The following is a 13,602-nucleotide window of genomic DNA, read 5'->3' on the forward strand; positions in this document are numbered from 1 at the left end:
CGGGGGCGCCGGACGGGTCCGGAGTAGCCTGGTGATCATGTTCGTACTGGAGTTGACCTACACCGCCCCGCTCGCCCGCGTGGACGAGCTGCTCGACGCCCATGTCGCCTGGCTCACCGCGCACTACGCGGCGGGCACCTTCATCGCGTCGGGGCGCAAGGAGCCCCGCGACGGCGGGATCATCCTCGCCGTCGGGGACGACCGCGCGGCGATCGAGCGGCTCGCGGCGACCGACCCCTTCGTCGTCAACGACGTCTGCGCGTACCGGATCACCGAGTTCCTCGCCACCAAGGTGGCGCCCGAACTCGCCGCGTACCGGCAGGAGTTGCCGAACTAGGAAAGGGCCGGACACCCCCTAGTCGGCGAGCCTCGCCACCCGGCCCTGCTCGCCGGACGCCCAGCAGCCGCCGTCCGGGGTGCAGTCGACGGTGTCGTACGAGCCGGTGTCGACGGTCCGCCAGGTGCGGCCGCCGTCGCGGGTCAGATCGGTGCCGGTGGGCCCGACGGCGAGCGCGGCCGAGCGGGAGTGCGGCAGCCAGGCGACGCCCGAGCGGTAGGCGGCGACCGGCGTCGCGGCCTGTCGCCAGGTGCGGCCGCCGTCACCGGTGACGGCCGCGGCCGACGGTGACGCCTGGCCCGCCCGGTAGTCCCCGCCGACCGCGAGTCCGTGCGTACGGTCGCGGAAGGCGAGGCCGAAGACTCCGCGCGCCGGGTCGCCGGCCGGGATGGCCGTGTCGGCGGCCGTCCAGGTGAGCCCGCGGTCCGAGGAGTGCAGGACGCGGCCGGTGGCGCCGCCGCCGGTGGCGAGCCAGACGTCGCGCGGCCCGGAGCTCACCAGGCACTGGCCGCTCGCGGCGAAGCCCGCCTCGCCGGGCTGGGCGGCCGGCATGCCGGTGTTCGGCAGCACGTTCCACGAGCGGCCGCCGTCCGCGGTGGACAGGATGCGGTACTTGCCCTCGACGGGGTCGCTCACCGCCAGACCATGCCGCGCGTCCAGGAAGGTCAGGCAGTCGTAGAACGCCTTCGGGTCGGTGTTGCGGAACGACTCGCTCCAGGTGGTCCCGCCGTCCTCGGTGCGGTAGACCCGGGACGCCTCGCCCTCGCCGATGGCCAGCACGACGGCACGTCGCCCGTCGAAGGCCTCCACGTCCCGGAACTCCAGTCCGGCCGCGCCGGGCGGCGACACGTTCTTCCAGCTGCGGCCGCCGTCGGCCGTCCGAAGCACCGTGCCCTTCGAGCCCGCGACCCACGCGGTCGACCGGCTCACGGCGGCGAGCCCGCGGAAGCGGGCGTCGGTTCCGGTGGCCTTGACCTCCCACTTCGGTGCGCCATGCCCGTGCCCGTGCGCCTGGGCCGACGCGGTCATCGCGACCGCCAGCGCCACCACGCCCAGTCCCACCGACAGCATCCGTCTCGTCTTCCCCATGGGCCTCATGGCGTCGGAAGCTAGCCCAGCGGGCCGGGCCCGTCCAGAGTGCGCCCGCGACACCGGGCACCGCCAAGTGCTGCGAGGCAATTTCTCCGTATGGCCGAATGAAGGCCGCGAATAGCGGTAGTGATACAGGTCACGTGAACCGCCGGTGCACGGAATGCTGACTTCCGCCGTCTTTCCGGGCGGCAGGAGAGAACCACCGAGGCTGAGGGAGCAGGGCTTTGTCCACCGTCATCGAGCAGCCCGTCCAGGTACGCCTGATCGCGTCCGCGCCCCGCATGGAGACCGTGCCCGCGACGCTGCGCTACGACCGCGACGACCCCTTCGCCGTCCGGATGGCGTTCCCCGCTCCGGCCACCCTCGAAGGCGCCGAAGTCGCCTGGGAGTTCGCCCGCGAGCTGCTCGAAGTGGGGATCGAGGCGCCCGCCGGGGTCGGTGACGTGCGGGTTCGGCCGTACGGCTACGACCGCACGGTGCTGGAGTTCCACGCCCGCGAGGGTGTCGCCATGGTGCACATCCGCACGTCCGAGGTGCGTCGCTTCCTCAAGAACACGCAGCTCATGGTGCCGGCCGGCCACGAACACCAGTACCTCGACATGGACGGGGACCTCGCGGCGCTGCTGCGCGACGCCTGCTGAGTCCGCCCTCCCGCGGAGGCGTTCCGGGGGCCGATGCCCCTGACCGCCTCCCTCACCGTCTCCGCTCCTGCCCGGTCGCGACGGTGCACAGCTCCGCCGTGTCGGCGGACCCGCGTTCCGGATTCAATTCGTTTGCCGGTCCGCGCGGGACCGGCGTACCTTCGTGACTGGCCCTGTTGTCGTCGAACGGAGAAGGACGTTGCTCGTCTGAGGCCCTGAGACACCGTTTCGCGCGCTCCCTTCCGTGTCGCGCGCCCGGTGTGACCTCTGCCTCCGAGCCATGTCCTCCACGACCAGGGCCTTTTTCCTGCCCTGAGCGGTGTCTCAGAACCCCCGTTGCCCTCGGAGCCCCGGCCCTTCGCGCCCCGGCTCCCCTCCTTCCCTGCAACCGGGAGACCCGTATGTCAACCTTCCCCCTTCAGATCGGCTCGGCCGCGCTCTCCTTCGCGTGGCCGGACGGAACCCCCGTATTCGAGGACTTCCAGCTCGCGGTCGGCCCCGGCCGGACCGGCCTCGTCGGCCTCAACGGCTCTGGAAAGTCAACCCTGTTGAAGCTCATCGCGGGTGAACTCACTCCGACCGACGGCCAGATCAGGACGGCCGGCGAGATCGGATACCTGCCGCAGAATCTGGTCCTCGACACCGCCCTGCGGGTGGACCAGGCCCTCGGCATCGACGCGGTCCGCGCGGCGCTGCACGCCATCGAGGGCGGCGACGCGGACGAGCGGCACTTCGAGACGGTCGGCGACGACTGGGACGTCGAGGAGCGGGCCCGCGCCACCCTCGACCAGCTCGGCCTCGGCGGCATCGGCCTGGACCGCACGATCGGCGAGGTCTCGGGCGGCGAGTCGGTGCTGCTGCGGCTTGCCGCACTGCTCCTGCGGCGCCCGGACGTCCTGCTGCTCGACGAGCCGACGAACAATCTGGACCTGCACGCGCGGCAACGGCTGTACGGCGCGGTCGACGCCTGGAGCGGGGTGCTCCTGGTGGTCAGCCACGACCGGGAGCTCCTCGACCGGGTGGACCGCATCGCCGACCTGCGCGAGGGCCAACTCGCCTGGTACGGAGGCAACTTCACGGCGTACGAGGCGGCGCTGCGGGCCGAGCAGGAGGCGGCCGAGCGGATGGTGCGGGTCGCCGAGGCGGACGTACAGCGCCAGAAGCGCGAACTGGCCGACGCCCACGTGAAGTTGGCGCGGCGCAAGAGGTACGCGCAGAAGAGCTTCGAGAACAAGGTGGTGCCGAAGATCGTCGCCAATGGCCGCAAGAGCGAGGCGCAGGTGTCGGCGGGCAAGCACCGCATCCTGCACACCGAGCGCCTCGACCAGGCGCGCGAGCGGCTCGACCAGGCGGTGGAGGCGGTGCGCGACGACGAGGAGATCCGGATCGAGCTGCCGTACACCAAGGTGCATCCGGGGCGCGCGGTGCTGACCCTGCGGGAGCTCCAACTCCCTTACGGGGCCCGGGTGAAGGGTGAGCTCGAAGTGCGCGGACCCGAGCGGATCGCACTGGTCGGACGCAACGGGTCCGGCAAGACGACGCTGCTCAGGACGCTCGCCGGGCAGCTGGAGCCGGTGACCGGTGAGGCGGTGGCGCATGTTCCGCTGCGGTTCCTGCCGCAGCGCCTCGACGTGCTCGACGACGCGCTGAGCGTGGTGGAGAACGTGGCCCGGTACGCACCGGGCGCGACGGACAACGCCATCCGGGCACGTCTGGCGCGCTTCCTGTTCAAGGGGGCGCGGGCCGGTCGGCCGGCCGGGACCCTCTCGGGCGGTGAGCGGTTCCGGGCCGCGCTGGCGGCGCTGCTGCTCGCGGATCCCGCGCCGCAGCTCCTGATGCTGGACGAGCCGACGAACAATCTGGACATGGCGAGCGTGCGCGCCCTCACGGCCGCGCTCGACGCCTACGAGGGCGCTCTGATCGTGGCCAGTCACGATGTGCCGTTCCTGGAGGCCATCGGGGTCACCCGCTGGCTGCTGCTCGACGGCGAGCTGACCGACACCACGGCCGAGGCGGTACGGGAGGGGGCGGTGGCCCACTGCCGAACCGAGTGACTTGCCTCTCCATCGACGGTGACGACCTGCACATATAACAGAACGTAACCGGACGAAGGGGAAGGCGGGCTTGGCCGGGGGCTTACTGCCGCCTTAACCTACGGTCTCGTAACCTACGAATGCGTAGGTAAGCCTGCCATCCCCGCTTTCCGTCCCCCTGGAGCAACCCCGTGACGATCACTTCTCCCCACCTCGGCAGTTCGGACGCGTGGACCGACGCCCGACTGCTGTTCGCACTGGAAGAAGTGGTCGAGAAGGAGCTCAACCGGCATCTCAAGGTCGCCAAGGACTGGATGCCGCACGAGTACGTGCCGTGGTCGGACGCCCGCAACTTCCCCGGACTCTTCGAGGACGGCGAGGCCTGGGTGCCCCAGCAGTCCAAGGTCACGGACATCGGCAAGATCGCCCTGGTGGTCAATCTGCTCACCGAGGACAACCTGCCCAGCTACCACCACGAGATCGCGTCCCTGTTCGGCCGGGACGGCGCCTGGGGCACCTGGGTGCACCGCTGGACCGCCGAGGAGGGCCGCCACGGCATCGTGATGCGCGACTACCTGCTCGCCTCGCGAGCGGTGGACCCGGACAAGCTGGAGCAGTTCCGGATGGCGCACATGAGCGAGGGCTTCGAGTCGGACAACCGGCACTCGATGCTGCACTCGGTGGCTTACGTGGCCTTCCAGGAGCTGGCGACCCGGGTCTCGCACCGCAACACCGGCCACCAGTCGGGCGACCCGGTCTGCGACCGGATGCTGGCGCGGATCGCGACCGACGAGAACCTGCACATGGTCTTCTACCGCAATCTGCTCGGCGCGGCCTTCGAGATCGCCCCGGACCTGACGATGCAGTCGGTGCGCGACGTCGTCGTGGACTTCCGGATGCCCGGTCACGGCATGCCGGGCTTCGAGCGGGCGGCCGCGCAGATGGCGATCGGCGAGATCTACAACATGCGGATCCACCACGACGACGTACTGCAGCCCGTGCTGCGCTACCTCAAGGTCCTGGAGATCGACGGGCTCGGCCCCGAGGGTCTCAAGGCGCAGGAGGAGCTCGGCATGTACATGGGCGGGCTCAACGCCGAGGCGGCCAAGTTCGACGAGAAGCTGGCCGCGCGCAAGGCGCGGATGGCCGCGCGCGGCTGAGCCCGTTCATCCCGCCGTCAGCGCGCGTCCTCCCGGATCATCTCCGCCGCCTTCTCGGCGATCGCGACCGTGGGCGCGTGCGTGTGGCCGCGGGTGATGCGCGGCATGACCGAGGCGTCCACGACGCGCAGTCCCTCGACTCCCCGGACCTTGAGCCGGGGGTCGGTGACCGAGCCGTCGTCACTGCCCATGCGGCAGGCGCCGACGGGGTGGTACAGCGTCTCGGCGACTTCCCGGACGGACTGCGCGAGCCGCTCGTCGTCGACCGTGCCCGGGTAGGGCTCCATCGGCCCCGAGACGTACGGGGCGAGGGCGGGGCGCGTGAAGAGTTCCTCCGCCCTGCGGATCCCGGCCATCAGCCGGGACAGGTCCGCTTCCGCGGTGAGGTAGCCGGGGTCGATGCGGGGCGCGGTGGACGCCTCGCTGCCCGCCAGGTCGATCCGGCCCTCGCTGGCGGGCTGGAGCAGGACCACACCGATGGTGAGGCCGTGTTCGGTCGGCGGGGTCAGTCCGTGGTCGACGAAGGGCGCCGGCGCGAAGACCAACTCGATGTCGGGGGCGGCCAGTTGCGGGTCGGTGCGCAGGAAGGCCACGGCCTCGCCGACGTTGGAGGTGAGCGGGCCGCGGCCGCGCAGCAGGAAGCGGCCCATGTTGGTGAGCGAGTCGGCGCCGGTGAGGCTGACGGGGATCGGGCAGCGCACGGTGACCGCGTACGCGAGGTGGTCCTGGAGGTGCCGGCCGACCTCCGGCGCCGCGCCCCGCACACCCACGCCCGCCGCGCGCAGCCGCTCGGGGTCGCCGATTCCGGACAGCATCAGCAGCTGGGGCGAGCCGATGGCGCCCGCGCTGAGGACCACCTCGCGGCGGGCGGTGAGCGGTTCCGGCAGGCCTTCGGCGGTGATGCCGGTGACGCGGGGCCCGTCGAACCGGAGCCCGGTCACCCGCAGTTCGGTCAGGACGTCCAGGTTGATCCGGCGGGCGGCGGGCTTGAGATAGCCGTCCGCGGCACTCCAGCGGCGGCCGCCTCGCTGGTTGACCGGGGTGATCGCACAGCCCGAGTGGTCCGGCGCGTTCAGCTCCGGCAGTTCGGGCAGTCCGGCCTCCCGGCAGGCGGCGAGGAAGGCGCCGGTCGTGGTGTTCGGGTCGCGCTGCGGGGAGATGAACAGCGGTCCGCCGGTCCCGTGGACGGTGCCGTCGGCCGAGGGCCCGGTCCAGTGCTCGGCGCGCCGGAAGTAGCGGACGAGCCGGTCGTAGGACCAGTCGGGCCCGGCCGCCTCGCCCCAGGCGTCGTAGTCGTCGCGGTGCCCCCGCACCCACATCATGGCGTTGATCGACGACGAGCCGCCCAGGGTGTGGCCGCGCGGCCAGTACAGTTCGCGGCCGCCGAGCCCCTCCTGCTTGGCGGTGGTGAAGTCCCAGTCGTAGGGCGACTTGAAGAGCTTGGGGAAGGCGGCCGGGATCCGGATCTCTGCCTTGCGGTCGGGCGGGCCCGATTCGACGAGGGCCACCCGGACGGTGGGATCCTCCGAGAGCCGCGCCGCGAGGACGCAGCCCGCGGATCCGGCGCCCACCACGATGTAGTCGTACGTCCCGCTGCCCGCTGTTCCCGGAGTGCTCAACCCGGCCCCCTCGTCCCGTAGTTGTGGGTCGTGCGGGGGCCAGCATGGACCGCCCCGGCGCCGTGGCGCCAGGGGACGTCGGGTGGTCCGGCGCGGTCAGCTGCCGGATCGCTGCCTGGTGCGCTGGAGGCGGAGCCGCTCCTTCTCGGAGAGGCCGCCCCACACGCCGAACCGCTCGTCGTTGGCCAGGGCGTACTCCAGGCAGGCCAGCCGTTCGTCGCAGGCTCCGCAGAGCTGCTTGGCCTCGCGCGTCGAGCTGCCCGGGGCGGGGAAGAAGAACTCGGCTCCCGCCTGGGCGCACAGCGCGCTCTCCTGCCAGGCGAGTTCGGGCCCGGGGGTGATGGTGTCGTTCAGCATGCGGACCACGTTGCCCGCCACTGATCAACGTCCGGTCAACGAACGTTGAACGCCGAAATTGATCGCCGAAATCGGCCTCCCTCCTATAACGTCGGCGCAGCTCCCTTGATGACGGCGAAGCGTGCGCCGTGCGGGTCGGCGAGCTTGGCGAACCGGCCCACGCCCTCCATGTCCATCGGCGCCATGCGGACCCGGCCGCCCAGCTCCCCCGCCTTGGCGGCGATCGCGTCGGTGTCGGCCACTTCGAAGTACGGCATCCAGTACGGCCCGGCCTCGGCCTCCAGCGGGTCGCTGTCGATCGGGACGACGCCGCCGAACATCGAGTCGGGGCCGGCGCCCGAGGGATTCACGGTGGTGTAGGTGCCGCCAGGGAAGGGCACTTCCGAGGTCTCCCAGCCGAATACCGTGTGGTAGAAACCGGTGGCCGCCTGGACGTCCGGGGTGTACAGCTCGATCCAGCTCAGGGTGTTCTGCTCGCCGGCGGCTTCCATGCCGTCCATCTGCCGGGGCTGCCACGCCGAGAAGCCGACGCCCGCCGGGTCGCGGAAGTAGGCGCTGCGGCCGAGCTCCATGACGTCCACGGGCTGGAAGGTGACGCTGCCGCCGCCCTGCTCGACGGCCTTCGCCGTGGCGTCGGCGTCCGGGGTCCGGAAGTACACGTTCCAGGCCGGGTCGCTCTGGTCGGCGGGGACGGTCATGCCGCCCGCGATGGTCTTGCCGGCGGCCTGGAACGTGCCGTATCCGCCGACTTCCGGCCCGCCCGGCCCGAAGGTCCAGCCGAAGAGGCCGGTGTAGAACGCGGCCGCGGCGTCGATGTCCGGCGTGCCGAGATCGATCCAGCAGGGAGAGCCCGTGACGTAACGGGTGGTGAGCATGGTGAGCTCCTTCGTGTGTCCCGTTGTCCTGTCTTCTTGAGTCTGGCACCGGGCACTGACAATCCGGGACGAGCGCCTCGGAGCGGCCCTGCTGCCGGGGGTGCGTTACTTCCCCTTGGCGGCTCGGCTCGGCTGAACCCGTTTGGGCTCGCCCGGCATCTTGGGGTAGTCCGGCGGGTACGGCATGTCGCCGAGCTCGTGGTCGTGCTCGTCACGGGCGGCGAGTTCGAGGAGCGGTTCGAGGCCGAAGGCGTGGTCGTCCATGTCCGCGTGGAGGTCGCCGAGTTCGGCGTACCGCGCGGGCATGGTCCGCAGGTCGAAGTCCTGGGGATGTACGTCGTCGAGCTCGTCCCAGCGCAGCGGCGCCGATACCGGGGCGTGCGGTCTGGGGCGCACCGAGTAGGCGGAGGCGATGGTGCGGTCGCGGGCGGTCTGGTTGTAGTCCACGAAGATGCGTTCGCCGCGCTCCTCCTTCCACCAGGCGGTGGTGACCCGGCCCGCCATGCGCCGCTCCAGCTCGCGGCCGATCGCGATGGCGCAGCGGCGCACCTCGGTGAACGTCCAGCGGGGTTCGATCGGCACGAAGACGTGGATGCCGCGCCCGCCGGACGTCTTGGGCCAGCCCGTGATCCCCAACTCACCCAGCAGCGCCCGCAGTTCATGGGCCACCGGCACCGCGTCGTCGAAGTCGGTACCGGGCTGCGGGTCCAGGTCGATGCGGAGTTCGTCGGGGTGGTCGGTGGCCTCGCGCCGCACCGGCCAGGGATGGAAGGTCAGACAGCCGAGCTGTGCGGCCCACAGGACGGCGGCGGGCTCGGTGGGGCAGATCTCGTCGGCGTGGCGGCCGCTGGGGAAGGCGATCCTGGCGGTGGGGATCCAGTCGGGGAGGTTCTTCGGGGCCCGCTTCTGGAAGAAGGACTCGCCCTCGATGCCGTCGGGGTAGCGCTCAAGGGTGGTGGGGCGGTCGCGCAGGGCGCGCGTGATGCCGTCGGCGACGGCCAGGTAGTAGTTCGCCACGTCCAGCTTGGTGTAGCCGGTCGCCGGAAAGTACACCTTGTCCGGATTGGAGAGCCGGACGGTCCGCCCGCCGGCCTCCAGCTCGATCGCCTCGCCCTTGCCCATGCAGGCCACGGTAGGCGGAGGGCATCAATGCCGCATATCGGTGAGAATCGACTGTATGGATCTCCCGGTGATGCCACCCGTGAAGCCGATGCTCGCCAAGTCCGTGGCGAGGATTCCGCCCGGGATGCAGTACGAGGCGAAATGGGACGGGTTCCGGGCGATCGTGCACCGGGACGGCACCGAGATCGTCATCGGCAGCCGCAACGGCAAGCCGCTGACCCGCTACTTTCCCGAACTGGCCGGGGCCCTCCTGGAGCGGCTGCCCGAGCGCTGCGTGGTGGACGGTGAGATCGTCATCGCCTATGAGGGACGGCTCGACTTCGACCGGCTCAGCGAGCGCATCCATCCCGCCGCGTCCCGGGTGAAGCTCCTCGCCGAACAGACTCCGGCGAGCTTCATCGCCTTCGACCTGCTCGCTCTCGGCGACGCGTCACTGCTCGACACCCCGCTGGCCGAGCGGCGGTCGGAGCTGGCGAAGGCCTTGAGAGCGGTTTCGGCGCCCGTCCACCTGGCTCCGGCCACCACCGACATCGACGTGGCCCACCGGTGGTTCGAGCAGTACGAGGGGGCCGGGCTCGACGGGGTGATCGCCAAGCCGCTCGATCTCCCCTACCGGCCCGACGCCCGCCTCATGTACAAGATCAAGCACGAACGCACGGCGGATGTGGTGGTGGCCGGATACCGCCACCACAAGAGCGGCCCGGTGGTCGGCTCGCTCCTGCTCGGCCTGTACGACTCGGCGGGCGGGCTCCAGCACGTCGGCGTGTGCGCGGCCTTCCCGATGCAGCGGCGCGCGGAGCTGATCGAGGAGCTCGCACCGCTGCTCATGGACGATCCGGTGGCCCAGGGGCATCCCTGGGCCGCCTGGGCGGAGGAGTCGGCGCACGAGAGTGCCCGGCTGCCGGGCGCGACCAGCCGCTGGACCGGCAAGAAGGACCTGTCGTGGGTGGCGGTGCGGCCGGAGCTGGTGGCTGAGGTGGCGTACGACCACATGGAGGGCGACCGGTTCCGGCACACCGCGCAGTTCCGGCGCTGGCGCCCGGACCGCGTCCCCGGCAGCTGCACCTACGCCCAGCTGGAGGAGCCGGTCCGGTACGACCTGGCGGAGGTGCTGGCGTCAGGGGGTGGGTGACGGGCAGCCGGGTCCGGCCGGCGGGCCGGTGGGGGCAGGGGTCGTCGGCGCCGAGGGCGAGTCGCTGGGGCAGCCCGGCGGACCGGGACTTCCGGACGGCGAAGGGCCGGGGCTCCCCGAGGGGCTCGCGGTCGGCGAAGGCGAAGGGCTCGGCCCACCGGACGGCGAATCCGAGGGCGACGGCGAGTGCGGAGGCAGCGACGCCGACGGGCTGCCGCCGGGCGGCACCGGCACCGGGGCGGAGGGGCGGCCGCCCGGCTGCGGGCCGATGACGATGCCGCCGCCCTGCCTGCCGCCCTTGTCCTGGTCGATCTGCCGGGCGCTGCCCGCTCCGGGCGTGGTCGGCAGCACCCCCTTCCCGTCCGGTACGGCATGGCTGCCCCGGCGGTAGAAGTCCAGCCACGACAGGACCGTCCGCAGATAGTCGGCGGAGTCGTTGTAGCTCAGCACCGCACGGTTCAGCTCCGCCGGAACGGCCATGTCTCGGGAGTCCGCGCACAGATACACCCCGGCGGCGAGCGCTGCGTCAAAGACGTTGTTGGGGTCCTTCACACCGTCACCATTGCCGTCCTGTCCCCACGTTGCCCAGGTGGACGGGATGAACTGCATCGGTCCGACGGCACGGTCGTAGCGTGCGTCACCGTCGAGTACGCCGTGGTCGGTGTCGGGGATGTTCGCGACGCCCACGCCGTTGAGCACCGGTCCCAGGATGGGAGTCAGGGTCGTGCCGTGCGCGTCGACGCGGCCGCCGCCCGCGTGCCCCGACTCCACCTTGCCGATGGCGGCGAGGAGTTGCCAGGGGAGGTGGCAGCGGGGTTCTGTCCCGTGCAGCTTCGCCTCCGCCTGCTGGTACGCGGCGAGCACGGTGGCGGGGATGCCCTCCTGCGTCCACACCGGGTCGATCACCCCCTCGGCTGGTGGAGCACTCGGGGTCTGTGCGGAGACCAGCGGCGGGAGTTCGGTGTGGTACGAGCCGTCGGACGGGGGCTGTCCGGGCGTGGGGACGGGCGCGCCCGCCGTGGGCTCGTCCTGGTGCGGCGGCGCTGCGCCATGCAGGAGCCCCGGTGCCTGGGAGGCGGTGAGCGCGGCCATCGCGGCGGCCGCGACCGCCGTACCGGCCAGCCCGCGCCGCAACCGCTTCCCGCCCGGCAGCGCGCGCCCCAAGTACCCCCAGCCCAGGCGCACCGGGGCCCTCATGAGCCCTGCCCGAAGGTGTCGATGCCGGAGATCTGCCAGGTGCCGCCGCCCTTGCGCACCACATCCACGGCGAACATGGCGGCGGCGTACGACGTTTCGGGCTTCTTGCCCGACGTGCGCGTGCTGCTCTGGTCGGCGTAGACGAGGACCCGGGCACGCGAGCCGTCGATCATCTCCACACCGCTCTCCGTCACGGTCGTCGTCAGCACGAGCTTCTGGTCCTTGGCCTGCGCGCGCACGGTGGCGAGCATGTCGTGGTGCTGCTGAACCGCCTTGCCGGTGAGGAGAGTTGAGGCCGCCTTGTCGGCCGGAGCCGTGTCCGCGTAGTTGTACGAGAACAGCGCGGCGACGGCCTTGCCGGTCTGCCCCTTGATCTCGCTGGTACGGGCGAGATCGGTGAGGGCGGCGTTCCGCACGGCCGGGTCGGACCGCAGGCCGTCGGCCCGGGTGGCGGCCAGCGCGGCGAAGGCGCCGAGCAGGACGATGAGCACACAGAGGACGACGGGGAGCCGGACGGTGGGCAGCCGGTCGAGGGCGGGCCGGATGGCGGACCACCGTCGGCCGAGGCGGGGAGCCGAGGGCGCTCGCGCGGACTTCCTCGGATCGGAACTACCCAGCGTATTGGGCGAGTTGATGTGTTTTCTCGTCCGCTCCGGCTGCGGCTCGGTGGCGACGCGGGCGGCGGCGGTGCTCGCCAGTCGGCGCTGACGGTTGACCAGGTGACGGGTCGTCGACATGGGCGGGGCTCCTGTCCTGGCTGAAGGAGGCGGAAGAGGAGGTTCAGTTGGCCGCGTTGCTGCCGACCGGCGCCTGGCCGAGGGCGCTCAGCTTCCAGCCGCCGGGGGTACGGGTGAGTTCGCCGAGCATCCGGCTGTCCTTGGCGGCGGGCTGCTGCTTCGGCGCCTGCACGGTGATCCGCAGTGCCACCATCACCCTGGCCCGGCCCGCCCGGTCGTCGAGCTCGGTGACCGCGCCGTCCAGCACCTTGGCGGTGGTGACGGTCTGCGCCTGCCGCACCTGCTTCTCGAACTCGGCGCGCCCGTCGGCAAGTTGCTGGTGCAGATCACCGGTGGTGGAGGCCTGCCACAGGTCGAGGCCGTGCGCCAGGTCCTTGTGGTCGAGGGTGGAGAGGTTCTGTACGGCCTGTTCGCCTGCCGCGAGAACCTTGTCGCGGGAGGCGGCGTAGGAGACGGCGTCGTCGTGCGCCGCGCCGTACCAGGACCAGCCCGCCCATACGGCGAAGGCGCCCGCGATCAACGCGAGCGACATCGCCACGATGAGCAGGGGCCTGGTCGTCATGCGTGCCATGTTCTGTGTCATCCCTCTCGCAGGATCCGGCGACGGCGGGCCGTTCGGTGGTGACGTTGTTCAGCGGGCTTGGATCTCCGTGATCCGCCAGTGCCCGTCGGTGAGTTGAGCGGTGACGGACAGCTGGGCGGCGGCGGTGGTGGCTGGCTTGCCGGCCCGCTGGGCACGCTGGTCGAGGAAGACCAGCAGCTCCGCCCGGTCGCGGGTGAGCCGGGTGACCCCCGCCCGTACGACATGGGTGGTCAGCGTGAGCTTCTGCTCGGCTACGCGCTGCCTCAACTCCCCGAACAGTGCGGCGTATTGCCCGGCCGCCTTCCCGCCGAGCAGCTCGCGCCCGGCGTCCTCGGTGGCGCGGGTGTCCTGCGGGGTGTACGAGAAGATCTTGCCGAGCGTGTTGCTGACGTCGCCGATGACACGGGTGGTGGCTTCGGTGTCGGTGAGCGCGTGGTTCGCCGTGGCCGGGGTGTCGCCCAACTGCCGGGCCTGGAAGAGGAGTCCGGCTCCGGCGAGGAGGAGGGCGAGGGTGACGACGAGGCCGAGGGCACGGCGCAGACGGCGGGGACGCGGCTCGGCTTCGGAGGGCGCGGGGGGGTCATCCCGGGGCTCGGGGTCGGGGGCCGGTTCGGTGTCCGGGGTCCCGGGGGCGGGGTCGTCGCCGGGCCGTTCGTCGCGCTGCCCCTCCACGGGGTGCGGCTTCGTTGTGCGCACGCTGTGTCTCCCTACCGGTCC

General features: G+C 71.7%; 14 protein-coding genes. 5 read left to right on the forward strand and 9 right to left on the reverse strand.

Going from position 1 to position 13,602, the window contains the following annotated elements; genetic code table 11:
* Window positions 1–37 precede the first annotated feature (37 nt).
* Window positions 38–337 (forward strand): YciI family protein, encoded by a 300-nt coding sequence (locus tag ACIQ8J_RS20480; RefSeq protein WP_403273715.1) that lies wholly within the window; start codon window positions 38–40, stop codon window positions 335–337.
* Window positions 338–355: 18 nt separating this feature from the next.
* On the opposite strand, the gene ACIQ8J_RS20485 is transcribed toward ACIQ8J_RS20480, so the two are convergent.
* Window positions 356–1,408 carry a WD40/YVTN/BNR-like repeat-containing protein gene (locus ACIQ8J_RS20485; protein ID WP_403607910.1) on the reverse strand — a complete coding sequence of 351 codons (1,053 nt, stop codon included), beginning with the start codon at window positions 1,406–1,408 and terminating at the stop codon, window positions 356–358.
* A 245-nt stretch (window positions 1,409–1,653) separates the two neighbouring features.
* Between ACIQ8J_RS20485 and ACIQ8J_RS20490 the strand changes: the two genes are divergently transcribed.
* The 3 genes from ACIQ8J_RS20490 to ACIQ8J_RS20500 all read left to right on the forward strand — a co-directional run bounded on the left by ACIQ8J_RS20490 (window position 1,654) and on the right by ACIQ8J_RS20500 (window position 5,263).
* Complete coding sequence (locus ACIQ8J_RS20490) at window positions 1,654–2,070, forward strand: SsgA family sporulation/cell division regulator (protein WP_403273711.1); 417 nt, start codon at window positions 1,654–1,656, stop codon at window positions 2,068–2,070.
* A gap of 401 nt (window positions 2,071–2,471) precedes the next feature.
* Window positions 2,472–4,124, forward strand: a complete 1,653-nt coding sequence (locus ACIQ8J_RS20495) for an ABC-F family ATP-binding cassette domain-containing protein (protein WP_403273708.1) — start codon at window positions 2,472–2,474, stop codon at window positions 4,122–4,124.
* Between the two features lie 170 nt (window positions 4,125–4,294).
* Window positions 4,295–5,263: an acyl-ACP desaturase gene (locus ACIQ8J_RS20500; RefSeq protein ID WP_403273706.1), complete on the forward strand. Its 969-nt coding sequence runs from the start codon at window positions 4,295–4,297 to the stop codon at window positions 5,261–5,263.
* 17 nt (window positions 5,264–5,280) lie between these two features.
* On the opposite strand, the gene ACIQ8J_RS20505 is transcribed toward ACIQ8J_RS20500, so the two are convergent.
* The 4 genes from ACIQ8J_RS20505 to ligD form a co-directional block, all read right to left on the reverse strand.
* Complete coding sequence (locus ACIQ8J_RS20505; RefSeq protein WP_403273703.1) at window positions 5,281–6,882, reverse strand: GMC family oxidoreductase; 1,602 nt, start codon at window positions 6,880–6,882, stop codon at window positions 5,281–5,283.
* A gap of 96 nt (window positions 6,883–6,978) precedes the next feature.
* A complete protein-coding gene (locus ACIQ8J_RS20510; RefSeq protein ID WP_403273699.1) occupies window positions 6,979–7,239 on the reverse strand; it encodes a WhiB family transcriptional regulator in 261 nt (86 codons plus the stop codon).
* An 83-nt stretch (window positions 7,240–7,322) separates the two neighbouring features.
* Window positions 7,323–8,114 (reverse strand): VOC family protein, encoded by a 792-nt coding sequence (locus tag ACIQ8J_RS20515; protein WP_403273697.1) that lies wholly within the window; start codon window positions 8,112–8,114, stop codon window positions 7,323–7,325.
* A 105-nt stretch (window positions 8,115–8,219) separates the two neighbouring features.
* Complete coding sequence (ligD, locus tag ACIQ8J_RS20520) at window positions 8,220–9,236, reverse strand: non-homologous end-joining DNA ligase (protein WP_403273695.1); 1,017 nt, start codon at window positions 9,234–9,236, stop codon at window positions 8,220–8,222.
* A gap of 55 nt (window positions 9,237–9,291) precedes the next feature.
* Here ligD and ACIQ8J_RS20525 point away from each other — a divergent pair, with 55 nt between their 5' ends.
* Complete coding sequence (locus tag ACIQ8J_RS20525) at window positions 9,292–10,368, forward strand: ATP-dependent DNA ligase (protein WP_403273693.1); 1,077 nt, start codon at window positions 9,292–9,294, stop codon at window positions 10,366–10,368.
* On the opposite strand, the gene ACIQ8J_RS20530 is transcribed toward ACIQ8J_RS20525, so the two are convergent.
* From ACIQ8J_RS20530 to ACIQ8J_RS20545, 4 genes are read right to left on the reverse strand one after another with little or no spacing between them, the layout of a single operon-like run.
* Complete coding sequence (locus tag ACIQ8J_RS20530) at window positions 10,354–11,565, reverse strand: lytic transglycosylase domain-containing protein (protein ID WP_403273691.1); 1,212 nt, start codon at window positions 11,563–11,565, stop codon at window positions 10,354–10,356. The genes ACIQ8J_RS20525 and ACIQ8J_RS20530 overlap by 15 nt on opposite strands.
* Window positions 11,562–12,302: a hypothetical protein gene (locus tag ACIQ8J_RS20535; protein ID WP_403273688.1), complete on the reverse strand. Its 741-nt coding sequence runs from the start codon at window positions 12,300–12,302 to the stop codon at window positions 11,562–11,564. The genes ACIQ8J_RS20530 and ACIQ8J_RS20535 overlap by 4 nt, the downstream gene beginning before the upstream one ends.
* Before the next feature lie 43 nt (window positions 12,303–12,345).
* The gene (locus ACIQ8J_RS20540) at window positions 12,346–12,873 is read right to left on the reverse strand and encodes a nuclear transport factor 2 family protein (protein WP_403273685.1); all 528 of its coding nucleotides are present in this window, start codon (window positions 12,871–12,873) and stop codon (window positions 12,346–12,348) included.
* A 60-nt stretch (window positions 12,874–12,933) separates the two neighbouring features.
* Complete coding sequence (locus ACIQ8J_RS20545) at window positions 12,934–13,581, reverse strand: hypothetical protein (RefSeq protein ID WP_403273682.1); 648 nt, start codon at window positions 13,579–13,581, stop codon at window positions 12,934–12,936.
* Between the last annotated feature and the right edge of the window lie 21 nt (window positions 13,582–13,602).

It is taken from the genome of Streptomyces sp. NPDC094147, from assembly GCF_044764265.1.
Taxonomy (GTDB): Bacteria; Actinomycetota; Actinomycetes; order Streptomycetales; family Streptomycetaceae; genus Streptomyces.

Excerpts from the sequence above, each read along its gene's own strand:
- ACIQ8J_RS20480 (WP_403273715.1), top strand. The coding sequence starts at position 38 with ATGTTCGTACTGGAGTTGACCTACACCGCCCCGCTCGCCCGCGTGGAC.
- ACIQ8J_RS20485 (WP_403607910.1), bottom strand. The coding sequence starts at position 1,408 with ATGCTGTCGGTGGGACTGGGCGTGGTGGCGCTGGCGGTCGCGATGACC.
- ACIQ8J_RS20495 (WP_403273708.1), top strand. The coding sequence starts at position 2,472 with ATGTCAACCTTCCCCCTTCAGATCGGCTCGGCCGCGCTCTCCTTCGCG.
- ACIQ8J_RS20510 (WP_403273699.1), bottom strand. The coding sequence starts at position 7,239 with ATGCTGAACGACACCATCACCCCCGGGCCCGAACTCGCCTGGCAGGAG.
- ACIQ8J_RS20515 (WP_403273697.1), bottom strand. The coding sequence starts at position 8,114 with ATGCTCACCACCCGTTACGTCACGGGCTCTCCCTGCTGGATCGATCTC.
- ligD (WP_403273695.1), bottom strand. The coding sequence starts at position 9,236 with ATGGGCAAGGGCGAGGCGATCGAGCTGGAGGCCGGCGGGCGGACCGTC.
- ACIQ8J_RS20525 (WP_403273693.1), top strand. The coding sequence starts at position 9,292 with ATGGATCTCCCGGTGATGCCACCCGTGAAGCCGATGCTCGCCAAGTCC.
- ACIQ8J_RS20530 (WP_403273691.1), bottom strand. The coding sequence starts at position 11,565 with ATGAGGGCCCCGGTGCGCCTGGGCTGGGGGTACTTGGGGCGCGCGCTG.
- ACIQ8J_RS20535 (WP_403273688.1), bottom strand. The coding sequence starts at position 12,302 with ATGTCGACGACCCGTCACCTGGTCAACCGTCAGCGCCGACTGGCGAGC.
- ACIQ8J_RS20540 (WP_403273685.1), bottom strand. The coding sequence starts at position 12,873 with ATGGCACGCATGACGACCAGGCCCCTGCTCATCGTGGCGATGTCGCTC.